We start from the raw sequence: 25,103 nt of genomic DNA, 5'->3' as shown, positions 1-25,103 counted from the left end.
CACTTCACAGAAGATTCGCGTGATATCCAAGTGCGATACGATACTGTTCATATTGCTGAGGCTTTTAGTTTGTCAAACCTAGTCTCAGCTTTTCTTTTGCTTTTGTCTACTCCGTCGAACTGACGTTTGATTAACGTCAGTTCGACGAAAGCGAAAAATGGGAAGAATCGCTTAGCGATTCTTCCCATTTTTCGCCATTTGCGGCGTGCGAAGCACGCCGCAAATGGCTATATCGAACTCACGTTTGATTAGGTAGTCCGTAGCATGGGAAAAGATTAGAACTCTTTGCTTGCGGTCTGTGGATTATGTGCAGAGTTCCTATCGTTTGTATTTACCTGCATGAATTGGTATCAAACTCACTCCTACTTTAGAAACTTCCCCGCAACGTCAGTTATAGCTGTAGTCACTTTCAATAGGACAAGCCAAACCCCAAGAAGCGAGTGGCGGTGCGAAGCGCCGCCACTCGCTTCTTGGGGTTTGTGTCCTAACAAGAGTGGCTATAGCTATACTAACAATATTTGGAAATGTCTTCACCTTTGTCTGCAAGATAACTTAGCGATCGAAAACGTAACCCAACCAGTTGATCGTAGAGAGGATTAATTTCACACATGGCAGGTATATGCATGATTTTACGTCCAAACAAGACAACATCTCGTTCAAAAGGACATTGTGCAGGAACAACCTTACAGATTAAATTAGCAAGGCGTGAATCATGAATATCCATATGGTCAAGCCATTCTTTAACAGGCTCTAATACACTAGGGTGATGTTCTTCATGTTGAGAGTTGGCTTCTAGATTTTTGCGTAAATCGTTTATGGGCTTGACTTCTTGGTTGAGCGCTTTGCAAAACCCTTGGATGACCTGATCTTCAGTATCTGTATATTGACCATCGGCAAGAGCCATCATCACAGCCATTCGCAAAAAGTTTTCGCCTACTGCGCGATCGCTACCCAAAGCGTCAACTAAGTCTTGAGCGCTAATCGGTTCAAAATTAGAAATTGTTATTTCTTCTCCCCATTCGTCACTATGACTAATCTGATCGAAAAGGGTACGCTCTTGCTCACTGTATTCATTGTCTGCGAGGGCTACGCTCATGAGTCCGCGCAACCAAGCTGAAATCTGTGATTGTGTATAAGGTTTACGATTTGTTTGCATAACACATCAGTCTACAGGTTGACTAAAATCATAGATTGGTTTGCCTTGATTTGTTGCGAATAACGCATTAAGGAATGTTTAACAATTCTACTGTGTTGATCAGAAACTAGGCTTCTAAGTGATGCTACTTTACCCCCTTAATGAATGCCTCACTCAATATAACGTCAGTTCGACGAAAGCGAAAAATGGTAAGAATCGCTAAGCGATTCTTACCATTTTTCGCCATTTGCGTCGTGCTTCGCACGACGCAAATGGCTGTATCGAACTCACGTCAATAGTAATGTAAGTTTTGCTTAGGACATAAACCCAAAAAGATGAGTGGCGGCGCGAAGCGCCGCCACTCATCTTTTTGGGTTTGATTTGTCCTATCTATCTCTTGCGTTGCTATAAAAGATCGTCATCATGTTTCCATATCATCCTAAAAGAGGATTTGGAGGCCAAATTCCTACATATTTGAAAGGTAGGGTCTCCAAGCCTCAATAAGCCTCAATCTCAGCTTTCCATGCAACATCAGTCAATAGGTTGTACAAGAAAACAGGGACAAGGATGGACTAAGAGGATTGGGATCTGCTATCAGTTGCAGTCTGCCTTGATTATCCCTAGCGATCGCATTCGCTTCCACAATAAATTTTGAAGATTCTTTTATTACCTCCTGATTCTGTTCCATAGTAGAAGGGATAACGTTTCGCACTGCTCCTTCTACTGTAGAGATTTGATTAGAGCTACTCGGCACAAGTTCTGCTAACTCTACTAGAGGTTGAATACTAGTAAGCTCATCACTAGGACTCTTAGGCAAACCACCTCTTCCAGAAATCGTAAAACGATTTTCTTGATTCGATAAACTTCCTCCAACAGGGCAACTTTGACTAATTTGCTTAGATGGATCAGCCAGATTAAGAGGTAAAGTCATTAGTCCGCGACTAGGATCAATTTCAGGGGTAGTAACCAGAACATTTCCCTGTAAACCGAATTGAGAACTAGCCGTAATGTCGCTAAAGGATGTCAGTTGCTGACGGAACTCTAAACCGTAAATACCATTGGTGGTGATATTAATATTGCCACCATTGCCTGTAAAAGCATTAGCCGAGATATCGCTATTTTCTCCCTTAACCGCAGCGATGAAACCTGCATTAATATTGATATTGCCACCATTGCCCCCTGCACTCGCGTTCCCTGCAGTTGTAGTGATATTACTGGCATAGCGTAGAAGCAGTATTGATGGGACATTCAAAGTAATGTTGCCTCCATCTGTACTATTGGTTGAGGCAGTAATGGAAGAACCATTAAGTAGAGAGAGATAATTGGCAAATATGCTAATATTTCCACCAAGCCCAGACCCCAGACTACCAACAGCGATCGTTGCTCCATCTTGAAGGGTGACATACTGTGGATCGATGGTAATATTGCCGCCATCTCCTGTAGAGCCTAGTGTTGTATTTGCAAATAAGCCAGTACCCGAAGTAAAGAGAATTGAATTTACTGCCCTAAGATCGATATTTCCTGCTTTGCCTTCATTACTAGTTTGAGCATTAATTTGACTGTTGTCTTTGAAAACAAGATCTCGCCCTGCGTTAACGGCGATATTCCCAGCATTACCCTTACTACTGGTATTGCTAGAAATATCACTGTTGTTTTGGAAAGTGATGTTGTTGGGGCTAGTGATGAAAATATTGCCAGCATCGTCAAGCCCTTGGGTTGTACTCAAAATCAACGTATTGTCAAAAATAAGATTATTTGATCCTGTGATCACAACGTCTCCCGATCGCCCACTTTGTCCAGAGCCAAAAATTGTAGTGATGAAAGTGTTTGGGTCGTTAATATCGTAGGCGCGTTTGGGGAAATTGACGGTTTTACTCGTAATTACCTGAAGATTAGCGATCGCTAAATCACCTAATCCATTGATATTTACAGTTCCTGCGCGACCAAAAGCTGACGATGTAAAAAGACCAAGATTGCTAATTTGATTTTTAGCGACTAAGTTGATTTCACCACCGTTACCACTATTGGCTCCTAATTTGGAAATTGAGAATGACAGTATATAGCTAGTTAGGGTGCTGATAATCTTGCCCTTAGGGGCAGATATAAAGACCCTTCCTCCATTCTGAGAACTTGCCGCAGAAGCAAGTGAATAAGCTGACAATGTAGAACTGTTTAAATGAATATTTCCAGATCCAGAATACAGAGAAATTGCACCTCCATTGCGAGAATTGGCAGATTGTGCAAATGAGTATGAGTATAAGGTCAAATTATCCAGCATAATATTGCCAGAAGCAGTAGCTAAAGAAATCGCACCGCCATTTCCAGAATGATCTAATAGCGATGGGGAATACGAAGCTGTAGACGAGTTTAACGGTGCTTCAACTAGTAAGATATTGCCAGAATTGGAAGCCAAGGAAAATGATCCTCCATTACCAGAAGAGGCAGAGCCTGAATAAGTACCAGCATCCAAATAAGTACCAGTATCTCCAAAGAAACTTCTGACATTTTTGATAGTGATATCACCAGAGTAAGTAGCAAAAGAGACTGCTCCACCATCACCAGAAGAACCAAAAGCCAATGAAACTGAGGGTGATTTCCAAATCGGACGAGTGATCGTAATATTGCCAGAATGAGAAATTAAAGAAACTGATCCTGCATTTGCTGAGTTACCAGAATAAGAGAAAGAAGAAGATTCAATGTATATAGTATCTAGGATAATTTTCCCTGAATAAGAAGAGAATGAAATCTTACCGCCATTGCTCGCATTCCCAGATAGGGTGAACGAGTCGGTATATAAATCAGCATCCATTGTAATATTGCCAGAATAAGAAGAGATCGCAACTGAGCCTCCATTTCCTGCATTCCCAATATTTGGTTCTGCATATGCGATCAAATTAGAATTAAGGGCAATATTACCGCTCCCATAGATGCGAATATCCCCAGCATTAGCACCAACAATATTAGTACCAGTATTAATTTCTTGGGCGGAGATATTACCTTGCAAAGGCTTAGGCATAAACTGGTTAGTCAATAAGACCAATCCACTCGGCTGACTTATACGAATATTACCTGTCACTGTAATGTCAGATCTAACAGGGGGATTACTATAGGTAGGTGGAGGAGCAGGGATAGCACCTGAAACTACTGGACTAGTTGGCAAGCCTCCTAATTTTGTCCAGTCTACTCCTGCTCTTACATCCAAAGTTGACTGTGTACTTCCATCAATCACAATTGGAATTTGTACTGGGACAACATCCTGAATTGAACCATCACTGTTTTTAATCGCTTGATAGTCAGGCAAACTAAATGTTGCTAGATTTGCATAGCTTCTTGAGGCATTAAACAAAGCTACATTATTGGGGTTGATCGTAGTATTAACAGCCCCTGGGCCATTAATTGTGACATTATTAAGCGTAACGCTTCCTCCTGCTAAAATATGCAGCGATGCGCCTGTATAGTTGCCTAACGTTACATTACCACTAGCTAGAATAACGGGATCGTTAGGGCTAATTAAATCACCGATAGTTCCATTCAATTTCTCAACATTTAAGTTGCCACCAGCATAGAAATGAGTGTCACCAATCACAGGATTTAGCGATCGCAACAGTATATTTCCCCCCGACCATAAACCGCTATTAGGATCGCTTAAAGCAAAAATATCGACAGATTGGTCACCTTGCAATAGCAAATCCCTACCAGAAACTGCCATAAATGGATTGTTAACAGTATCGCGAATAATAGCAATATTTTGAGCTTGTAATGTGAGATCTCTACCTGCTTGCAATTGTCCCTGCAAGTCTAAGTTGTCAGCATTTAGAACTAAATCCTGCCCCACGAAAAGATTCCCCCGATTGCTAATCGTTGCCCCTGCATTGCTTGTACCATACTGCAATCCAAGGGTAATGCTAGTTGTCAATAAAGGCGGTGCTTGAGGATTAGTGGCACTAAACTCGCTGCCATCAGAAAACTTGAAACTACTTGCTGTACTCCCAACAAAAGTACCACCAATATCTAACTTCGCATTTGCACCAAATGTAATCCCATTGGGATTGAGTAGAAAGAGATTTGCCTCACCATTAGCTCTAACTATCCCATCAATACTAGAGACAGAGTTTCCCGTTACTCGTGTCAAAATATTCTGGACATTGGCTACATTATTAAAATGAACAATATTATTTGTGGGAACCGAGAAATCTTGCAAGCTGTGATAAAGATTAACGCCGTTAGTTGTACCCCCATTAATCGTATGGGTTAATCCATCTGTAGAGACTGTAGAGTTTATGGGCAGGGTTTGATCGGGAACAATCTGTGCTACTGCTGAGAATATAGCTGTGAAATAGCTTACGGCAAATACACTAGATATAGATATATAGCGAGTAGTGAGTTTCATGGCTTAAATTTTGATCAGCATTTTTTGCGATCGGGAATGGGTTGTAAAAGACACTATCTATAAAAGAGGGAAAATAGGGTTCACTCTCAAAACTTTCCCATGGTATTAGCTATACAAGTTTTACCAATCGATTCTCTCCTGATAGTTTTCCACTAAATGGGAGATAGAAGTTCTCGAATGATAGTTGTCCTAGGGAGGAACGTCGGCACATAAAATTTTATTGGTGCAAGGGTTTTTCTTACTTTTATGCTTTTCCCTTGCATTTTATCAGCTTTTGCAATCCTTAGAATCCTCTAATATCAACTGTTTCTGCCTACACCAGTAAGCCTTAATTAACTGATGTTACGTAGAACTAAACCAAATCCCTACATATAGCAATCCTAAATAGGTTGTGAGAGTGCCGCCCCTTCGGGGCGGCACTCTCACAACCCTCCAAATCTTACAAATCATTTGGAGAGCTATATTTGTATAGCAACGCAAGAGATAGATAGGACAAATCAAAACCAAAAAGATGAGTGGCGGCGTTTCGCGCCGCCACTCATCTTTTTGGTTTTATGTCCTAAACTAAACTTACATTGCTATAAAAGTATTTGTAGAAGTAGGGGCTTTGTCTCCAAGCCCCAATCTCAGAGTTCCGCGTAACATCAGTAATTAAGTTACAATTTAGGTTGAATGGTTCGATCGGAGCAAATGTCAAACGCAGAAATCTCAGGAAAAAAGCAAGAAAAGGTCGTAGTCGGCTTATCGGGTGGAGTTGATAGTTCCGTAGCGGCTGCACTACTACATCGCGCAGGATACGATGTCACGGGCTTGACGTTGTGGCTAATGCGTGGCAAAGGACAATGCTGCTCTGAGGGAATGGTCGATGCCGCCCGACTATGCGAAGAATTAGGTATTCACCACGAAATTGTCGATAGTCGTGAGGTCTTTGAAAAAAGCATCATTAATTATTTAGTCACTGGCTATGCAGCAGGTTATACTCCTCTGCCATGTTCACGTTGCAACAAAGCTGTAAAGTTTACACCAATGATGACCTATGCCCGCGAAAAGCTGGGTATCAATAAAATTGCAACGGGGCATTATGCCAAGCTAAACTTTAATCCTGAATCAGGACGGTATGAATTGCGCCGCGCTGTTGACGATACTAAGGATCAATCTTATTTTCTGTACGAAGTCGGGCAAGAAGAACTGAGCTGCTGTATTTTTCCCTTGGGCGACACCACTAAAGTCGAAACCCGCAAAATTGCTGCTGAGTTTGGCTTAGCCACTGCCGAAAAGCCTGAAAGTATGGACTTATGCTTAGTTGAAGCCAATGGCTCGATGAAAGCATTTCTGGATAAATATCTCACACCTATCCAAGGCAAGATTGTTGATACGCAAGGCAATATTTTGGGCGAGCATGATGGTACTTATCACTACACCATCGGTCAACGCAAAGGGCTAGGCGTAGCAGCGGCAAACCCCTTATATGTGATTGCCCTTGACCCTATTAAAAACGAAGTAGTTGTAGGTGATCGCTCAGAAGCCCATGATAAAGAATGCACCATCCATCAAGTTAACTGGGTATCGATCGCACCTACCGAAGTTCCTTTTCATGCCGAGGTGCAAGTTCGTTATCGCACGGTTCCAGCCAATGCAACTGTGATTCCGATTGAAGGCGATCGGGCAAGGATTGTCTTTGACGAACCCCAATTTAGTATCGCTCCTGGACAAGCGGCGGTATTTTATCGAGATGATTTGTTGCTAGGTGGCGGATTGATTGAATCCAAGCAATAAAAAAAGGGACGCTACGCGTCCCTTTTTTTTATGATGCAGTTGGTACAACCTGTTTGCGTAGAGAAGTTAAGCGGCGATTGGCTGTTTCATTCTTTTCATCCAGTTTTACAACTTGTTCATACATCTCAATCGCTTGTGGTAGCAATTTTTTCTTTTCATAGGCATGACCAAGATTATTGATGGCAGTTACATAACCCTCTTGTAAAGCGATCGCCTCTTTATAATTTTTGATCGCTAGATCGTACTGTTCCTGCGAAAAATAGGAAAATCCCAGTGCGTTATAAACCTCAGGAACGTTATCACCACCTTCTTTCAGTGCCTTGTTAAATAGGACGATGGCTTGAGCATAGAGTTTTTTTCGCAAATAAACGCTACCAAGTTGGTAATAGTCTTCGGGTGTACCTTTTTCCTTTTGGAGCTTAGGTTGGAGGTCAGAAATTACATTTTCTAAACTACGGGCTTTCAAAATCTGGCGGATAACTAACCAGCTAACCCCAGCTAGCAGCACAACTAAGGCCCCAAGGTATGCGATCGCTAATGTACTATCCATAAATATTTACTAATTTCAATCAATTTTATTAATACAGTTTTTCTATCATTGCACTCTAGCAATTTGTTTAGGTGGTTTAAAAAGTAATTTTTAACAAAACCCTAAAATGTTTTTTCAAGAACAATATCAATTTTTTCAACTGTAGTCTATTTAAGGATATTTGACGATAGCTTAAAATTGCCGTATCTTTGTAGGTAACGTTGCACTTTTACAGCCTTTATATTGAGGGCATTATGAATTGCAGTAAAGATTTAGAAGAAAGAATTTTGCAACTGATCGACGATAGTGTTAGCGAAGTCTTTATCCGCAAAGACTTTGAGTTACTTGGCGGTTACGCTCAGGTAGGAAGAGTTTTACGTCGTCTAATCTTACAAGGTAAACTCATAAGAATTGGCTATGGCTTGTACGCAAAAGCGATGATCTCTCCTATTTCAAAGCGTTCCATTCCTCGTATAGGTATTCGTATTCTTGCGACTGACGCATTGGAACGTTTGTATAAGATACCAACTTTTCCTTCTAGTTTTGAGAAAAGCTATAACAGCCAAGAGACTACGCAAGTCCCTACAGGTCGAGTTATTGGAGTCAAGGAGCGCATTACACGTAAAATTGGATACGACGGGAAATATATAACTTTTGAGCTTGTCTATTAATAGTATTAATACCGAATTAATTGAGGCGATTGCTGCTGAGCTTGCTGTTGACGCATCTCTAGTTGAAAAGGACTGGTATGCCATACAAATTATTGCGGCGATCTCAGAAGTTAAATATTCCACAATGCAACTAGTTTTCTCTGGTGGGACAAGCTTATCCAAGGGGTATCAGCTAATCCAGCGTTTTTCAGAAGATATCGACTTTAAAGTTTCAAATGCACAAAATTATAAGCGGGATGATTTCCGCAATTATCGTGTGCTTATTATTGAGGCAATCCGTCGAAGTAGCGGAAACTGGTCAATTTACGAAGACGACATCAAAAGTGAGAATGGATCAAGATTCTTCAAATGTGAAATTACCTATCAACATCTATTTGCCGCATCTGCATCACTTCGTCCTAACATTAGATTAGAAGTGACATTTGAGCCACCTGCTTTATCTTTTGAGAAGAGAACTCTAAAATCATTTGTTGCACAGGCTCAAGACCAAGAGCCTGAAGTTATTTCAATACCCTGCGTTTCTCCTGTTGAAACAGCCGCAGACAAGTTAAGTGCGCTGGTCTGGAGAGTAGCCGCAAGGGATCGGCAAAGTGGCAAGGATGACCCGACATTTGTACGACATCTACATGACCTTGTAGCTTTAGAAAAAATCATCCATCAGTCCAATCAATTCACATCACTAGCAAGAAAGTGTCTGAGTAAAGATGCTAAACGAGACAAAAAATCAGGAACAGGTGAATTACCAGATATTCAGCGATTCCAGCTAATGCTTGAAAAATTGATAAACGATCCTCTGTATGAAAAGGAATACGACCGTTTTGTATTAGGAATGTCCTATGCAGAAGATAATGAGCGACCTGATTTTCAAACATCTTTACAGGTTGTATCACGATTGATTACACTGTTTCAGTAGATATTCATGATTTCCTCTCCGAATGCTGCGAATTAGTAGTTGATTTTAGATAAGTTTTTTTGGCAACCTCTTTAAATAAATATTCCCAAAAGACAAAGTTTTGTTGTAGTATAATAAACCGTGAAATTGTTTGGGCTAGTAGCTCAGTTGTATAGAGCAATCGCCTTCTAAGCGATCGGTCGATGGTTAGAGTCCATCCTAGCCTGTTTATCCCAACACACAAAACGGCTACGCTGTTTTGTGTGTTGAAAACCCTTACTGGGTTTAGTTTTTACTTCACAAAGGTGTTGTCACACTTTTGTGAATTGCTATTAAATATGTAGATATGCGGCGCTTTGCACCGCATATCTACTCTGGATTTTAAAAATGAATCAATACTTTGCAACTGTGGCAAGAGGCTTAGAAGCACTTGCAGCACAGGAACTAGAACAACTGGGCGCACATTCCGTTGAGGCAGGATTTTGCGGTGTTAGCTTTGAAGGCGATCGCACTTTGCTTTATCGGGTCAATCTCTGGGCGCGTCTACCATTTCGGATCTTGATGCATCTCGATCAATTTGATTGCCTTGATGCTGATGATCTTTATCAAGGAATTAGAGCGATCGACTGGTCAGAATTTCTCACACCTGAAATGACTTTGGCGGTGAATGCAACTGGGAAAAATGATCACCTTAATCATACGCATTTCACGGCTTTACAGGTAAAAAATGCGATCGTCGATCAACAGAAGGAGAAATTTGGCGAGCGATCGGATGTGGATGTACAGGAAGCGGATGTCCGAATCGGTGTACATATTGATGACAATGGCTGTACGGTCAGTCTCGATAGCTCTGGCAATAGCTTGCACCGTCGCGGTTATCGTCCCGCAGTAGGAGCCGCACCACTAAAGGAATCCCTCGCTGCTGCCCTAATCCAGATGTCAGGCTGGCAACCCGATCAAATGTTTTACGATCCCCTCTGCGGTTCAGGAACTTTGCCATTAGAAGCAAGTTTAAAAGCTCTGAATATAGCCCCTGGAATGTTTCGCGATCATTTTGGCTTTGAGACTTGGCTAGATTTTGATCAGGAGCTTTTGGCAAAACTGATTCAAGAAGCGGATGATAGTCGTTTGGATGCTTTGCCTGCGCCAATCTGGGGCAGCGATCGCAATCCTGAAGTGGTGGATCAAGCAATTATCAATGCCAAAAATTGCGGCTTATCCAATCATGTTTATTTCTCAGCATTAGACCTTGCGGAAGTAGTTGCTCCTGCTGATAGTGGAGTGCTATTTTGCAATCCTCCTTATGGGGAGAGATTAGGTCGTGACAGTGATTTGGGTGCTTTTTATAAGCAGTTAGGGAATGTTCTCAAACAACGCTTTAAGGGATGGACAGCTTTTGTCTTGAGTGGCAATAAGCAACTATCACAAACAATTGGATTGAAGTGTGCTGAACGAACAGCCGTACTTAATGGAGCTTTGCCCTGTCAGTTAATGAAGTACGAGTTATATTAACGTGAGTTCGATATCGCCATTTGCGTCGTGCTTCGCACGACGCAAATGGCGAAAAATGGGAAGAATCGCTGAGTCAATGAAATATCGGGATTCGCTGTAACGATGGAGTGTCTGATTATTTCTTGCTGAGTCACGATCTCCCTATGGTCTATACCGTTGAACGCGATGGGATTGTCTATCAGCAACGTGGGGAAGAACAAGCCGATCGCCCATATCCATCATCACGAATTAGCAAGGCGATCGCTATTGTTTGTATACTTTGCTAAGATTTGATTTAGATAAATTTTTTGCAAATCTAAGAGCTTACTCATGGCTGATCGCATTGAAAATCTGACTGATTTTGTGGCTTTTGTCACAGCAAATATTAAGGGGAGCGAGAAGAGTGAGGCGCAAACTTTTTTAGATCGGTTTTTTCAGGCGTTTGGACATGGCGGCGTGTTGGAGGCGGGGGCAAGGTATGAGGAAGTAATCAAAAATAGCAGCAAGACTGGGAAAACGGGTTTTGCAGATCTGGTTTGGGATGGACGGATCTTGATCGAGATGAAGAGTCGGGGGGTGGATTTGCGCGATCGCCAAATTTGGGAACAGGCTGGGCGCTATTATTTGCGTTTAAAAAAAGAGAACCGTCCGCGATATGTGATGTTTTGCAATTTTGATGAGTTCCATATTTATGATTTTGATAATCAGTCCGATGAACCTGTTGATATTATCCATTTAGAAGAATTGCCAAGATGTGAGTCTGCTTTTAGTTTTATGCGTGGTAGTAAGACTACGCCTTTATTTCGGAATAATCAGACGGTGATTACGGAGAAGGCGGCGCGACGGTTGGGGGATTTGTATAATGCTTTGCTTGAGAGAGGGCGCGATCGCAGGTGGCGCGAATATTCAGAATTGCAAGCGCAACGGTTTGTATTGCAATGCGTGTTAGCGATGTTTGCGGAAGATTTGGATCTGTTGCCTGATAATTTGTTTACGAAATGTGTGAAGGATTGCATTGATCAAAAATTGAGTTCCTTTGATGTTTTGGGTGGCTTGTTTCAGGCAATGAATGCGGTGGGCGTGACTCCTGCGGGTCGCTATCAGGAAGTGCAGTATTTTAATGGTGGTTTGTTTAAGGAAATCCATCCGATTGAACTGCAAATTGGTGAGTTAAAAATCTTGGAAGCGGCGGCAGGTGCGGATTGGTCTAAGGTACGCCCTTCGATTTTTGGCAATATTTTTGAGGGTGCTTTTCAGTCCGATGAAGGTAAAAAAAAGCGTCATGCTCATGGGATTCATTTTACTTCTGAGGGGGATATTAAGCGGATTGTGTTACCGACGATCGCGGATTATTGGCGCGATCGCATTAGTGCAGCGCATACTTTGACGGAGTTGCAAGCTTTGCATCAGGAATTAAGGGATTACAAGATTCTCGATCCTGCCTGTGGCTCAGGAAACTTTTTGTATGTGGCTTATCAGGAATTGAAGTCAGTGGAGTTTGATTTGTTGCAACGTTTGCAGGAGCTTGATCCAACACGAGGCTATATGTCTTTGGTGACTCCACAGCAGTTTTTTGGAATGGATATTAATTCGTTTGCGGTGGAGTTGGCAAAGGTGACGCTGATGATCGGGCGCGGTGTGGCGATGAAGAAGTTAAATTTGCCTGAGTCTTCTTTGCCTTTAGATATGTTAGATCAGAATATTGTTTGTAAGGATGCTTTGTTTACGGATTGGGTTAGAGCTGATGCAATTATTGGCAATCCACCATTTTTGGGTGGCAAGAGAATACGTTTAAACTTAGGTGATGAATATATAAATCGAGTATTTGCCAAATTTCCAGATGTCAAAGATTCCGTTGATTTCTGCTCTTATTGGTTTCGGATTGCTCACGACAATTTAGTTGAGAACGGAAGGGCTGGTTTAGTTGCCACAAATTCCATTAGTCAAGGAAAAAGTCGTGCTGCTTCCCTTGATTATATTTCTCAAAATGGCGGCTATATCTATGATGCAGTTTCCACCCAAGCATGGTCTGGGGATGCAGCAGTCCATGTCAGTATCGTCAATTGGAGCAAGCGACAGCCCAATCGGTATATCCTTGACAGTAAAACTGTCTTGAGAATCAATTCATCTTTGCAAGCGGAAATAGATGTATCTCAAGCCGTAAGATTAAAGGCTAATTTAAATCTTTGTTTTACGGGTGTAACACCGATTGGGAAAGGCTTTATTATTTCATTACCACAAGTAGAAGAATGGAATAAAGTTAATAAAGATAACCATAAGGTGATCCGTCCTTTTCTAGAAGGTAATGACCTAGTGGAAAATCCATACGAGGGGCTAAAAAATTGGATTATTGACTTTAACGATATGAGTATTGAAGAAGCAAGTGAATATATCCAACCATTCCAATGGGTAAGGGCAGAAGTTAAACCTGAAAGAGATTTTAACCGCCGCCAGACTTATCAGACATATTGGTGGCAATTAGGCGAAAAAAGGCCCGCTATGCGCCAAGCCTTAGAATCACTCTCTCAATATTTTGCAGTTCCTCAAACCTCAAAATGGGCGATCTTTTTACCTTGTTCCTGTGAGTGGTTGCCGAATGCGAGAACCAGAATCGTTGCTAGTGAAGATTTCTATGTTTTGGGGATTCTGACATCAAGATCCCATCGAATTTGGATGGAAGCGCAAATGTCTACCCTTGAAGATCGTATCAGTTACACACATAACTCCTGTTTTGAAACTTTTCCATTTCCCCAGATTAATACAAGTAGTTCAAAAAAAGTGAAACAAAACATTGAAAAAATTCGCGCTGCCATGCAAGAACTTCATCAATATCGCAGTCAACAAATGGAGAGAAAACAATACGGTATCACCAAACTCTACAACGAATTATTTCACGAACCCGCCAGCCAACTTTATAAACTCCATGCCAAACTTGATCAACTCGTCCTGCAAGCCTACGGCTTCAGCGAATATGACGATATTTTGAGTAAATTGCTAGAACTAAATCTAGAACTTGCCGATCGCGAAAAACAAGGCTTACCCGTTATTGGAGCAAGACAAAAGCTATAAAAGCGATCGCTATTCAAGTAGATGAAGATATTGCTAGAGAGTACAGCAAAATAAATTCTGAGCAACGAAAGAAAATTGAATACTTATTTACTCTATTAGTGTAACAAGAACTAAAAAGAATATCACTTATGCAAAGCATGGATGCTCTTGCAGATGAAGCCGCAAGTAATAGACTAACCCCTGAAATATTAGCATCAATCCTTACTGATGATAAATAATCCCATTCTATATCAACGTCAGTTCGACGAAAGCGAAAAATGGGAAGAATCGCTTAGCGATTCTTCCCATTTTTCGCCATTTGCGGCGTACTTTGCACGCCGCAAATAGCTATATCGAACTCACGTTATATCAGATTATTTGAGCTTGTAGTGAATAGGCGATGATTAATATTATCTGTTCTAAAAAAGGCCTCGTGATCTCGCCATCAAAAAGAGAAAGAAAGAGAAAGAAGCAAAGCTTCTTTCTCTTTCTTTAGCCGACTTTAGGAGCAGCAATTAGCAAGATCTTTTCCATTAGAAATGGAAATAGGCGATGACACCAGACGGCCATATGACTCTGCCATCCGACAAGGATTTCAGGAGTTTCATGTTTTAATCCAGCGATTAACGCTTTGGCTACTTGCTTTGGAGTCATCAAGGACACCCAACGAAACCATTCCAAATCCTGAACCATATCTGTATCAGTAAGCGATGGAAGTAACGCTGATACTTTAATGTTATAAGCAGCCAATTCACCACGCAGAGCTTGAGTGAATCCTAAGATCGCAAACTTAGTAGCGGAATAGGTTGCCATAGTCGGCGCAGCTACTTTACCCATGAGGCTAGAAACATTGATGATTCTGCCATGGCGCTGCACTGCCATCCGTCGGGCTACCATTCTCGTGATTGCATACATACCCAGCAAGTTAACTTCAAGTTCGGATTGCACATCTTGAAGGCGCGATCGCAAAAATGATGATTGATGCGCTACACCAGCACAGTTCACCAAAATGTCAATTGGACCACAATCACGCCATACTTGGGCGATCGCAATATTTACCTCGATTGTCTGCGATAGATCGAGCGGTAAGCTCACCGCTTCGATACCTAGAGCTTCCACTTCTGAGGCAACAGAGTTTAAGCGTTCTAGATCGCGGGCTACCAAAATTAGGCATTTTGCACCCTGTTGAGCTAGTTCTAAAGCGATCGCCCGACCAATACCCCTCGAAGCTCCAGTAATTAGAGCTGTTTTTCCACGAACATTCATAAAACCTCCAATATTGAGGTCTCACAAGTTTTACTAATTAGTATTGATGCAAGTTTGTTAGTCTATGCCGCTAACTAAAACTTACTCAAAGTAAATTTTGTGAGACGGTAAATAATCTGTTTGCAAGCAACTTGTGACCAAACTTTTATATGCGTTGAGTTTTAAAAAGTTTTAGTTTAGTCACGTTGTTCACAACTAGTAAGCAGTCGATAATTAATCTTTCCAGTTCATCCCTAGTTCTGTCATGCCGTTACCTCCTTTAGGAAACATGGTTTATGCCGTAATAAAGGAAAATTGATACAGACTTTTAACATGCATAAAACCTTACATCTGTTTGCTAAATATGTAAAGTATTGTTAAATACACTTTCGATTTGCTGTTACTACACCCTTAAGAACTTACTAAAAGTGGGAAATTCTTACTCCGTCTACCTTACAAGTTATGATTTTTTCTAGGGTTATTAGATTATTGCTTTAAATCAAGGATAAAAAATAATCCTCAAGAGTTATTCCTAAAGATATAAAAACAAAAATTATAGCTTTGAATTTCTACTGTCATCGATTTATTATACTTTTATAAATTATCTGCTGAAGGTAAAACGACTGTAAACTTTGTACCCATATTCACTTCACTTTCCACTGCTATTTTTCCTGAGTGAGCTTCTACAGCTTGTTTTACTATATACAATCCCATCCCCAAGCCTTTAACATTGCCAACATTTTCAGCTCTTAAGAATGGTAAAAATAGATTATTCAAATATTCTTTAGGTATGCCAATACCATGATCACAAATACTTAGAAATAATTGCTTGGACTCACATATTACCTCCACATCAATAGTGCCTCCTTCGTAGGAATATTTAATGGCATTAGAAATTAAATTCATAAATATGTGCCATAGCAGCTTTTTATCAACTTTTAACTTTTGGCATTGACCTTGGCTATGAAACTTAATTCGACACTTGCGTGTACTATCTTCTGTCTGAAAGCTATCAACCAATTGTTGGCAGTAGGTAATTGCATCCACATTTTCAGGGCTAAATGGAAATTTTCCTGATTCAGAACAAGCAATAAACTTAACCTCTTCAAGTAACCAATTAATATCTTTAATTGCTGACTGAATAGAAGCAAGATTTTTAGCTCTACTTTCTTTAGTTAATTGCTCTTCAAAGTTTTGTAGTTTCCAAATCAATAATCTAATTACCGACATTGGAGTGGAAAATTCATGGGATGCCATGGCAAGTAACCGAGATTTTAAAATATGCAGATCTTTTTCTTTGTCCAAAGCTTCTTGCAATATTTTTTCTTCTTGGTGCTTCTTTAAAGCTAGCATAATTGCTACGTTCACTTCCCCGTATCTCAGTGGCTTAGTGAGATATCCATAGGGAGAAGTATCGATCGCTTTTTCTAAAGTCTCAGGATCGCTAAAAGCAGTTAAGTAGATTACGGGGATAGGTGCTATTTTATGAATCTCATTAGTTGCAGTGATACCACTATCTCCACCCCTCAATTTAATATCCATCAAAATAACATCTGGTAATTTCTGATGAATATGATGAACATTATTATGAATAAAAGAGATGGCACTATCACTACTATCCACGATCGCCAAAACTCTATAGCCCAAATCTGATAAAACATCTGAGAGTGCATTTGCAGTAACTAGTTCATCTTCAACAATCAAGACATCAGCGATCTTATTAGTTTTCACTGTCATGGGGTTCACTCTATCTGCCTCTAATTGCCATTGAGCATACGGGGCTTAATGATCTATATTATTGTTTAATTATACGATTAACATATAAAATTCAGGGGCAAATATATTGTCTTCACAAATCAAAACCCAAATAGTGTGAAGTGGCGCTTCGCTCCACTTCACACTATTTGGATTTTATGTCCTAACAAGACTGACTACAGCTATAAGTGATTAAAAAGGGGGATTGAGGGGGATCTCTTAGAAATTTTGACCGCAGAAAGTAATTCTTAAATGGTTTCTAAAGCTCAAAAGTTAGTGATGCAGTGCGAAGCGCCGCACCACTAACTTTTGGGTGAGAAAGGAATATCACATTTTAGAAAAATTCTCATTCATTATTGAAAAAGATTTTTGTGTTTCTATCATTTGTTGCGCTGAAAACACAAAAATCGATTTTTTGAAAGACCGCCAACGGCGGTCTTTCAAAAAATCGATTTCTATAATGAGAATTGCTAGCATTTTAGGATTTTGTGTTGATCTATTGGCTTGAAGCGTTATAATAGTAGATCCTTGCTTCTAGAACTAAATCAATAGAAGCCAAATACTGACCGTAAGGAAAAAAATTAGATGACTGTTAAGCGTTTGTACGAAACCATGTATATTCTGCGTCCCGATCTTCCCGATCAGGAAGCTGATGCCGCGATCGCCAAATATCAAGATTTCTTAGTACAACAAGAATCCGAAGACATTACGATTCAACATCGTGGCAGAAGGAGATTAGCCTATGACATTAAAGGTCATCGCGAAGGAATTTACATCCAAGTAAATTACACAGCAACTCCTAAAACCATCGAGAGCCTAGAAAAATCTATGCGTCTAGCAGACGATGTAATTCGTTATATGACGATCAAACTTGAGCCAGAAGCTGTGGAAGCTGAAGATGCTGAAGCGATTGTTCCTGATGCGGAAGAGCCAGTAGCCGTTGCTGCTACTGAAGCTGAATAAAACTAAAAGCTTTATACAGCCTTAATTTTGCCAATAAAAAATCCTCGACTAGTCGAGGATTTTTTATTGGCAAAATCTTAAAAAATTATAGAATGCCCCAGAAGTGCAGTACACCTTGACCGCTGATTAGTTCGATCGCTAATGCAGATACAAAACCGATCATTGCCAAGCGTCCATTCCAGTTTTCAGCACCAGAAGTAAAACCCCAATTCCATACGTTACGGCTTTCGTCAGACATAATCGAACTACCTTTGTAATTAGTTAACTTATATTTAGTAATGTAACAGATTATTGAGGTATTCACAATCTTTCCTTATATTTTCTGTCTTTAGACAGATAAACTTGATATTCGTAAAGACATCCAAATCAAAAAGCCAAAGACAAGTGGCGGAGATTTGCACCGCCACTTGTCTTTGGCTTTTTGATAAAGCCTGTGGCGATCGCGCAGCGATCGCCACAGGCTTTAGAAATGTTTTTTAAACTATGCTGAAGTATATATTTAGCTGCGATCGCTAACGAATTGGGTAGAATCCAAGAGATCTTCACGTAATAATCAACGCAAGGACAAAATTAACTATGCGAAAAATATGGATGCGGCTTCTAGCTGGCTGCTTAGCATTGTTAGTCAATCTGACAACAACAGGTGCAGTATGGGCTGCTAGTCCCAAAAAGGCTGGAGAACCAAAATTTCAAGGTGTGCCACTTCAGTGCTTTGTGTCATTAGCTGATGCAGGAACATCTCCCGAAGCAAAGGTGGCTGCCTACACTGAAATCGCAGGCAAATATTTAGAATTGCAGCGTCCAGACCAAGCCAAGAAGGTTTTAGAAAAGAGCTTAACCACCGCAAATACAATTAATACGCCATCGCTCAAAGCTTTTGCCCTATTAGATACAGCAGGTCGTCTTACCAAAGCTTCACAGCCTAAGTTGGCAGTAGATGCTTTAGGTAATGCTTTAGCGATCTCCAAAGATTTGCCCGATCCTGTCGATAGAGTTTTTGCAAATATCAAAATCGCTCAAGCCTATGGAGAAGCTGGTAAGAAGGATATTGCTCAAAATCTACTAGCTGATGCCACTAAGGCAACACCTGAAATTATTGATGCCTATGTGAGATCGCGAGCTTTTGCCGCGATCGCCAATGCTTATACTGAGATTGGTGATGATTTCAATTCTGAAGCCTCGATCTCAGCAGCAACCGACTTGTTACCTATGATTGAAGATCGCAATATCAAATCTAGAGCAAGAGTTGAAATTGCAGGTAGCTACGCACAGGCTGGAAACCATACAAAGGCGATCGCTTCACTAAATGCGGTTTTTCAAGAATTTGACGCGATCCGTGATAATGCCATCTCTTCGGCAAAGGAAGCCGCCAAGAATGCCAAAACCGCTAAAAAACCTGCGCCTAAGCTAGCCAATAAAGCTCTAAAAAATGATCTGCCTAAAGAGGAAAAGGCTATACCCGATCCTAAAGATGTCGAACAAGCCGCATTCGCGAATGCGGAACTCTTGAAAACGCGATCGTTGTTTCTAGTTGCCAGTCAATATTTAGCATCAAAGCAGTATGAAAAGGCTCTAGAAGTAATCAGCAATCTTGATCCTACGTCAATTGAGAAAAGTGTCGGCATTGCTAATGTGGCGATCGCCTATGCCAAAGATCAAAAAAACGATGAAGCAATTAAATTATTTGATCAAAGTTTGCAAGGATTAAGCACCGTGGCTCCTTCGCTTGATGTTTTTACTCTATTAGTGGAGATTGGTCGCCAATATCAAGCTATCAAATCGATAGATTTGGCTAGCAAAGCTTGGGAGCAATCCTTGGCGATCGCCAAAAATCTCCAAAACCCAGTTGATCGTCTCTTTGCGCTCAACATTATCGCAAGTACCTATGGTGAATTTGGTCTAACCGATAAAGTGGAACCGATTCTCCAAGAGAGTCTGGCGATCGCAAAAACTGCCTCTGATCCCAACATTCGCTCTAGAGCCTACTCGGATATCAGTAGTACCTATTGGGCGATCGGTCAACATGATCAAGCAAAAGAAATCGCACAAACCATCGAAAATCCCACAGAAAAATCACAACTAGAAAAGTTATTTGCTTGCGCTGAATAACAAAACGCCAGTTCGACGAAAGCAAAAAATGGTAAGAATCGCTAAGCGATTCTTACCATTTTTCGCCATTTGAGTCGTGCGAAGCAAGACTCAAATGGCTATATCGAACTCACGTCACGTTAACAAAAAAGTCGTGCAAAGCATGACCTTTGACTCAAAAGACAAGTGGCGGTGCTTTGCGCCGCCACTTGTCTTTTGGATTTTGGTATTATTCGGGTAGTTTTAAAGAATTTAAAATTTCCCACCGCTTATCTATAGGAGCTTTGGAACCGTCAAGACTATTCGTATCTGTAACCTCAAGGGCAGGGGCATCAGGTGCAATCTTGGGATAGGGAATAGCTAACAATAACTGCTCATATAACCATGTTGCAGGGTCAAAATAACCAGATGGAGCTAGAGACTCCACTAAGTCGCCTGTTTCAATTTCTCGCTCTCTAGGATATTCGCTTTCTGGTAATGGCTCAGCCAGCCAAATCATCTCAGAATTGTCGATCGCCAACCTGTAGTTAAACTGCACCAATGTGCGATCGCAGGTCAAAGTCATAATCGTCGAAGCTTTAGCACTGACCTCAATAAAAGAACCCACATGGCGCACACTAATTACCCCTTGCACAGGCGTTAATGTTTCTAACCCTTCGATAAATTCTTTAAATTCAAATTCTTCAGTTGCGTTTACGGCTTTGGCAATCTGAGGGATGTATAACTTTTCCATTAGCTGTTCACTAACTTAACAATCAAATGACGATTTGGCTCTCGACCCTGACTATGGGTTTCAATATCTGGAAATTCTTCTAAGAGCTGGTGAATATAGCGGCGATCGGCTGACGACAATTGTTTAATGGCAAACTCAGTTTTTGTTTCACGTACTTGTTGCACGGCTTGTTCGGCTAAGGATTGCAAATCAGTTAAACGTTTTGACCGATAGCCATTCAATTCCACGGTGTAAAAATTATGATTTTTCTGCTCTGTTGTTTCTTCTACAGGTAAGTGGAGATTCAGCAGAATACTAGCCAAATATTGTAACGAGTCAAGTACTATGCCATCCCGACCAATCAACCTTTGAATTTGCTGCTCCTGTAGACTATCAGCATTTATCTCTAGCCAATAGTTCTTAGAACTAGCCGTAATCTGTTCTGGAGATGCTTCCGTAAGACGAATATCAACCGATGTTGTATAACCCATCAACCCTAAAAGCTCTTGCAGCCAATTTGCACTTGCTGAAGTATCTTCCATAAACTTTAAAATTGCCCGATCAAATTTCTATTAAATGTAATTTCAATACTAAATTGGGTGACGCATCGCGTCACCCAATTTCCAATTTAATTAAGAACCCTTTTTCTTTTTCTTATTAGAAGAATTAGGCTCAAAGGGTAAAGCAGACTTAGTGGGACTCTTAGTATCTTTGTCTTTATCGTCAACAACAACTGTCTGTTTATTTTTTGCCTCAACAGTCTTAGTCGGTTCAGATTTACTAGATACTGTAGATTTAGAGTCGGCTTTAGTAGCCTTGGCAGTAGGCGCAGAATTTGCCGAAACCGCAACTAATTTTTGCAAGTTTTCAGGAAGTGGCTCTTTAGCAACAATAAAGGCTTGTAAGGTCTGGAAAATATTGGCTATCAACATGTAAAGCATTACACCTGATGGCAAGGGGAAAAACAAAAACATACCAGAGAAAATAATTGGTGTGAGTTTGTTCATTGTGTCCTGTTGCGAAGTCTCAGGAGAGGGATTGCTAGGCTTAGGAGTGGAGCCACTAGAAATATTTTGGTTGGCATAGAGACTAATGCCAAAGCCCAAGACCATGATCACAATATCCCAGTTAATGCTGCCGTCAGCATTGGTGACACCTGTTTTGCCAAGAGCCTTGATAAACAAGAAACCTTTGTTCGATGCTAGTCCGGGTACTGTCGCTTGAACGGTCACATCACCAGCTTGTTTAGCAATTACGGTTCCATCTTCTAGAACCTCAACTAAGTCCTGCCCCTTAGTAACTTTCCACCTAGTAGTTAGCTCTACATCTGGATATTCAGTAGCAAGAGCATTGAAATCTTTGCCTTGAGAAGTTTGTAGAACAATCTTGGATTGCTCACCGATCGCTATGTTTGTACCGTTTACTGCGGTAGCCAGAACTGGGAAGTGCACGCGATCGGCAAAGTAAACGTTTTGGCTAGGAGAAGTGAAAGGCTGATGTTGGATCTGAGCAGCATTCTCAGGAGTGGCGATCTGAAAGTTTAGAGAATAGTTAATGTCAGCAAAGGGCGATCCTCGGAGGGTTGCAAACAACGCAAACAGGATTGGTAATTGAATTATTGCAGGTAGGCATCCTGACAAAGGATTGCCAAATTCTTTGAAGTTTGCCGAGTTAACTTTGGCTAGCTCTTCCTGCTGCTTAGCAGGATCGCTTTTATAGCGCTCTTGAACTTCTTTGATTCTTTGTTGCATCACAGGGTTAGCGATTTTCATGCGCCGCATACTGCGAAGCTGATTGGCACTAACAGGGAACAACACAAAACGGACAACCAACGTTAATGCAATAATTGCCAATCCATAGTTCGGCACGATGCCGTAGAAAAAATCTAGGAAAGGCAACATTATGTTGTTGGAAAGAAAACCTACACCGAAATCCATTTTCTACTTTACTGTTGGGTTTGCATCCGAATGATAACTAATATCACTCATGAAAATTAAGATCGCCCAAGATTTTAGTCTTCAAGAACGATCTGTAAATATTTTAGGCTTTGCCACCGATCGCGCCGCTTATGTCTTGCGCTTTGAGGCTTAGCTTCGATTCGATATATTCGTATGTCTCACGAAATTTAGGCAAAGATTTTAGTTCAAGGCGGGAACCATCTTTGAGGGTTAGTACCATGTCACCCCAACTGCCTAGACCGCGAGGAACCGTGACAATTTTGGCAATTTCCGCATACACAATATCTGTGCGAGTCTGACCTCGCCAACCACCTGTGACGGTAATGCGTCGGTTAGTGATGCGATAACGTACCCACAATGCTCTTGCGATCGCAGCAACACCAAATGGAATTGTGATCACAAAAATACTCATCAGCAAACTAATAATTAGATCGCCAATGTGAGGTGCGCCTTCATAATAAACTTCCTCTTTAACTGCCATGCAAAACCTTCGCCTTTGCTAATAAATTCCTTAGGTCATCCCAAAGTTCTTGATAACTTGGCTTGCTTTGAACAGTAGTCACTGTTACAACTATTTGCAATCCATGTTTCAATTGTGACAGAAGTTGTCGAAAAATAGCGCGAAGTTGACGCTTAAATCGATTACGGGTTACCGCCAACTTGCTGACCTTTTTACTGACAACTATGCCTATCTTGATAAATGGATCGCTGCTATCAAAAAGAATTCGCAAGCTTAAGTAAGTGCCTCTGTATCGATCGCCTTTGGCATATACTTTCGCGAAGTCTTCTCGCCGCCGTAGACGGTTTTGGTTAGGAAGCACTAGAGATTAACAATTGCAAATCAAGTACAAATAATGATTGTGAATTAAATCTGTTAGTAGCTGATCTTATGGCAGCTTATACAGTTGTGAGGCGAACTCGACCTCTGCTACGACGAGCTTTGATTACACGACGACCTGTAGGAGTTTCCATTCTGGCACGAAATCCAGAGGTGCGCTTCTTTTTGCGGACACTACCGCGTAGAGTACGTTTTGTCATAACCGTTACTTACTTATTTAGTTTCAAAGGATGTCATTTTTTCACAGGCTTCCAATTATAACACCTGTTTAGCGATCACTTTCAAAAACTAAAGGTGGTGCAAAGCGCCACCTTTAGTTTTTAGCGAATATATTCTTTGAGTACGCTATTACGATTAGGATGACGCAGCTTACGGAGAGCCTTAGCTTCGATTTGGCGGATGCGTTCGCGGGTAACGTTGAAGATTTGTCCAATTTCTTCGAGGGTCTTCATGCGACCGTCATCAAGCCCGTAACGCAAACGTAAGACATCGCGTTCTCTGGGACTAAGGGTTCCCAACACGCTTTCAAGATCTTCACGCAAAAGGCTCTTAGCAACTTGATCGTCAGGCGTTTCACCTTCGGACTCAATGAAGTCACCGAGGCGAGAGTCTTCTTCTTTACCGATTGGCGTTTCTAGAGAGATCGGCAACTGAGCGGATTTGGCAATAAACCGTAGTTTTTCAATCGTCATCTCCATGCGAGTGGCGATTTCCTCTTCGGTTGGCTTGCGTCCCATTTCTTGGGAAAGTAACTTGGTAGTTTTCTTAATCCGTGAAATGGTTTCGTAAAGGTGAACAGGGAGACGAATAGTACGGGACTGATCGGCGATCGCACGGGTAATCGCCTGACGAATCCACCATGTCGCATAGGTCGAGAACTTATAACCTTTTTCATGGTCAAACTTCTCGGCGGCACGGATTAAGCCTAAACTGCCCTCTTGGATTAAATCTTGGAAAGACAACCCGCGATTCATGTACTTTTTGGCGATCGATACCACTAGACGCAGGTTGGACTGCACCATTTTGTCTTTGGCGCGGCGACCAGAGTGGAGACGTTTGCGAAACTCTCCAAGGGGCATCCCCATTTTGATCGCCCAGTCTGGTTCCCTTACATCATCGGGATGACAATCAACTTCGGTAGCTAATTCTTCACGTTTTAGCTCTAGTTCAAGCAGATCGGCAATTTTTCTAGCTAGCTCAATTTCTTCATCGGCTCTAAGTAGGCGAATACGTCCGATTTCTTGGAGATACAGGCGAATCGAATCTTCTGTAAAATGTTTTTTCTTAGTCTGGCTAGCTCGTTTTTTAGTCCCCCTTGCCTTGCCAGCTTTGTCAGGGTCATCTTCAATGTCAGCGTCTTCATCTGAGTCATCAATTAAATCGTCCTTTTCGAGTTCGATATCATCATCAAGGTCTTCAAGGTCTTCTTCAATTTCTTCGAGATTTCCGCCAAGTTTGCCAACAGGCAACTTGATTTCAATAGGTAGGTCGATGGCTGTTTTGCTCATGCCAGATTCCTCAGATCCGTACTGTCTAAAACTTTGTGCTACGGGGAATTACACCTAGATGATTGTAGCTTGCCAAATATAAAAATGGTGGCTTTGGCTACCTA

Annotated in this window: 22 protein-coding genes and 1 tRNA gene; 9 read left to right on the top strand and 14 right to left on the bottom strand. The window is 41.2% G+C overall.

The annotated features are described in order from the left end of the window. Positions 1 to 508 precede the first annotated feature (508 nt). Positions 509 to 1,156 carry a Mo-dependent nitrogenase C-terminal domain-containing protein gene (locus tag VB775_RS06885; RefSeq protein ID WP_281009037.1) on the bottom strand — a complete coding sequence of 216 codons (648 nt, stop codon included), beginning with the start codon at positions 1,154 to 1,156 and terminating at the stop codon, positions 509 to 511. Positions 1,157 to 1,670: 514 nt separating this feature from the next. Beyond that, entirely contained in the window at positions 1,671 to 5,525 is a 3,855-nt protein-coding gene (locus tag VB775_RS06880; protein WP_281009036.1) for a filamentous hemagglutinin N-terminal domain-containing protein, read from the bottom strand. Between the two features lie 690 nt (positions 5,526 to 6,215). Between VB775_RS06880 and mnmA the strand changes: the two genes are divergently transcribed. Continuing rightward, a complete protein-coding gene (gene mnmA, locus VB775_RS06875) occupies positions 6,216 to 7,301 on the top strand; it encodes a tRNA 2-thiouridine(34) synthase MnmA (RefSeq protein WP_281009035.1) in 1,086 nt (361 codons plus the stop codon). 28 nt (positions 7,302 to 7,329) lie between these two features. Here the strand turns inward: mnmA and VB775_RS06870 are convergent, their stop codons facing one another. Next, on the bottom strand, positions 7,330 to 7,851 hold the full coding sequence (locus VB775_RS06870) for a tetratricopeptide repeat protein (protein ID WP_281009034.1): 522 nt from the start codon (positions 7,849 to 7,851) through the stop codon (positions 7,330 to 7,332). 233 nt (positions 7,852 to 8,084) lie between these two features. Here VB775_RS06870 and VB775_RS06865 point away from each other — a divergent pair, with 233 nt between their 5' ends. The 6 genes from VB775_RS06865 to VB775_RS06840 all read left to right on the top strand — a co-directional run bounded on the left by VB775_RS06865 (position 8,085) and on the right by VB775_RS06840 (position 13,953). Continuing rightward, complete coding sequence (locus VB775_RS06865; RefSeq protein ID WP_281009033.1) at positions 8,085 to 8,501, top strand: hypothetical protein; 417 nt, start codon at positions 8,085 to 8,087, stop codon at positions 8,499 to 8,501. Further along, positions 8,491 to 9,414 (top strand): nucleotidyl transferase AbiEii/AbiGii toxin family protein, encoded by a 924-nt coding sequence (locus VB775_RS06860; protein WP_281009032.1) that lies wholly within the window; start codon positions 8,491 to 8,493, stop codon positions 9,412 to 9,414. Before VB775_RS06865 ends, VB775_RS06860 begins: the two co-directional genes overlap by 11 nt. Before the next feature lie 132 nt (positions 9,415 to 9,546). Then, positions 9,547 to 9,620, top strand: a tRNA-Arg gene (locus tag VB775_RS06855). Between the two features lie 160 nt (positions 9,621 to 9,780). Then, entirely contained in the window at positions 9,781 to 10,905 is a 1,125-nt protein-coding gene (locus VB775_RS06850; RefSeq protein ID WP_281009031.1) for a THUMP domain-containing class I SAM-dependent RNA methyltransferase, read from the top strand. A gap of 107 nt (positions 10,906 to 11,012) precedes the next feature. Continuing rightward, positions 11,013 to 11,171 (top strand): hypothetical protein, encoded by a 159-nt coding sequence (locus VB775_RS06845; protein WP_281009030.1) that lies wholly within the window; start codon positions 11,013 to 11,015, stop codon positions 11,169 to 11,171. 43 nt (positions 11,172 to 11,214) lie between these two features. Further along, complete coding sequence (locus VB775_RS06840) at positions 11,215 to 13,953, top strand: class I SAM-dependent DNA methyltransferase (RefSeq protein ID WP_281009029.1); 2,739 nt, start codon at positions 11,215 to 11,217, stop codon at positions 13,951 to 13,953. 471 nt (positions 13,954 to 14,424) lie between these two features. Here VB775_RS06840 and VB775_RS06835 read toward each other — a convergent pair whose 3' ends face one another. Next, complete coding sequence (locus VB775_RS06835; RefSeq protein WP_281009028.1) at positions 14,425 to 15,198, bottom strand: SDR family NAD(P)-dependent oxidoreductase; 774 nt, start codon at positions 15,196 to 15,198, stop codon at positions 14,425 to 14,427. A gap of 573 nt (positions 15,199 to 15,771) precedes the next feature. Then, positions 15,772 to 16,914, bottom strand: coding sequence for an ATP-binding protein (locus VB775_RS06830; RefSeq protein WP_281009027.1), 1,143 nt, complete (start codon positions 16,912 to 16,914; stop codon positions 15,772 to 15,774). 603 nt (positions 16,915 to 17,517) lie between these two features. Between VB775_RS06830 and rpsF the strand changes: the two genes are divergently transcribed. After that, a complete protein-coding gene (gene rpsF / locus VB775_RS06825) occupies positions 17,518 to 17,895 on the top strand; it encodes a 30S ribosomal protein S6 (protein WP_281009026.1) in 378 nt (125 codons plus the stop codon). Positions 17,896 to 17,980: 85 nt separating this feature from the next. On the opposite strand, the gene VB775_RS06820 is transcribed toward rpsF, so the two are convergent. Both VB775_RS06820 and VB775_RS06815 read right to left on the bottom strand, forming a co-directional pair. After that, entirely contained in the window at positions 17,981 to 18,133 is a 153-nt protein-coding gene (locus VB775_RS06820; protein WP_094534911.1) for a chlorophyll A-B binding protein, read from the bottom strand. Between the two features lie 128 nt (positions 18,134 to 18,261). Then, positions 18,262 to 18,441 (bottom strand): hypothetical protein, encoded by a 180-nt coding sequence (locus tag VB775_RS06815; protein WP_281009025.1) that lies wholly within the window; start codon positions 18,439 to 18,441, stop codon positions 18,262 to 18,264. Between the two features lie 30 nt (positions 18,442 to 18,471). Between VB775_RS06815 and VB775_RS06810 the strand changes: the two genes are divergently transcribed. Continuing rightward, complete coding sequence (locus VB775_RS06810) at positions 18,472 to 20,004, top strand: tetratricopeptide repeat protein (protein WP_281009024.1); 1,533 nt, start codon at positions 18,472 to 18,474, stop codon at positions 20,002 to 20,004. A gap of 208 nt (positions 20,005 to 20,212) precedes the next feature. Here VB775_RS06810 and VB775_RS06805 read toward each other — a convergent pair whose 3' ends face one another. The 7 genes from VB775_RS06805 to rpoD form a co-directional block, all read right to left on the bottom strand. Beyond that, positions 20,213 to 20,716, bottom strand: coding sequence for a YceD family protein (locus VB775_RS06805; protein ID WP_281009023.1), 504 nt, complete (start codon positions 20,714 to 20,716; stop codon positions 20,213 to 20,215). Further along, positions 20,716 to 21,237 (bottom strand): protein jag, encoded by a 522-nt coding sequence (locus VB775_RS06800; RefSeq protein ID WP_281009022.1) that lies wholly within the window; start codon positions 21,235 to 21,237, stop codon positions 20,716 to 20,718. Before VB775_RS06800 ends, VB775_RS06805 begins: the two co-directional genes overlap by 1 nt. Positions 21,238 to 21,327: 90 nt before the next feature. Then, positions 21,328 to 22,632 (bottom strand): membrane protein insertase YidC, encoded by a 1,305-nt coding sequence (gene yidC, locus VB775_RS06795; protein ID WP_281009021.1) that lies wholly within the window; start codon positions 22,630 to 22,632, stop codon positions 21,328 to 21,330. A 103-nt stretch (positions 22,633 to 22,735) separates the two neighbouring features. After that, positions 22,736 to 23,134 carry a PH domain-containing protein gene (locus VB775_RS06790; protein WP_281009019.1) on the bottom strand — a complete coding sequence of 133 codons (399 nt, stop codon included), beginning with the start codon at positions 23,132 to 23,134 and terminating at the stop codon, positions 22,736 to 22,738. Then, entirely contained in the window at positions 23,124 to 23,474 is a 351-nt protein-coding gene (gene rnpA / locus VB775_RS06785) for a ribonuclease P protein component (protein ID WP_281009018.1), read from the bottom strand. Before rnpA ends, VB775_RS06790 begins: the two co-directional genes overlap by 11 nt. A 76-nt stretch (positions 23,475 to 23,550) precedes the next feature. Further along, positions 23,551 to 23,691, bottom strand: coding sequence for a 50S ribosomal protein L34 (rpmH, locus tag VB775_RS06780; protein ID WP_094534927.1), 141 nt, complete (start codon positions 23,689 to 23,691; stop codon positions 23,551 to 23,553). Positions 23,692 to 23,811: 120 nt separating this feature from the next. Further along, complete coding sequence (rpoD, locus tag VB775_RS06775) at positions 23,812 to 24,999, bottom strand: RNA polymerase sigma factor RpoD (RefSeq protein ID WP_281009017.1); 1,188 nt, start codon at positions 24,997 to 24,999, stop codon at positions 23,812 to 23,814. Positions 25,000 to 25,103 lie beyond the last annotated feature (104 nt).

The organism is Pseudanabaena sp. CCNP1317, from assembly GCF_034931345.1.
GTDB classification, from domain to species: domain Bacteria; phylum Cyanobacteriota; class Cyanobacteriia; order Pseudanabaenales; family Pseudanabaenaceae; genus Pseudanabaena; species Pseudanabaena galeata.
This window is presented reverse-complemented; position numbering and strand designations above follow the sequence as displayed.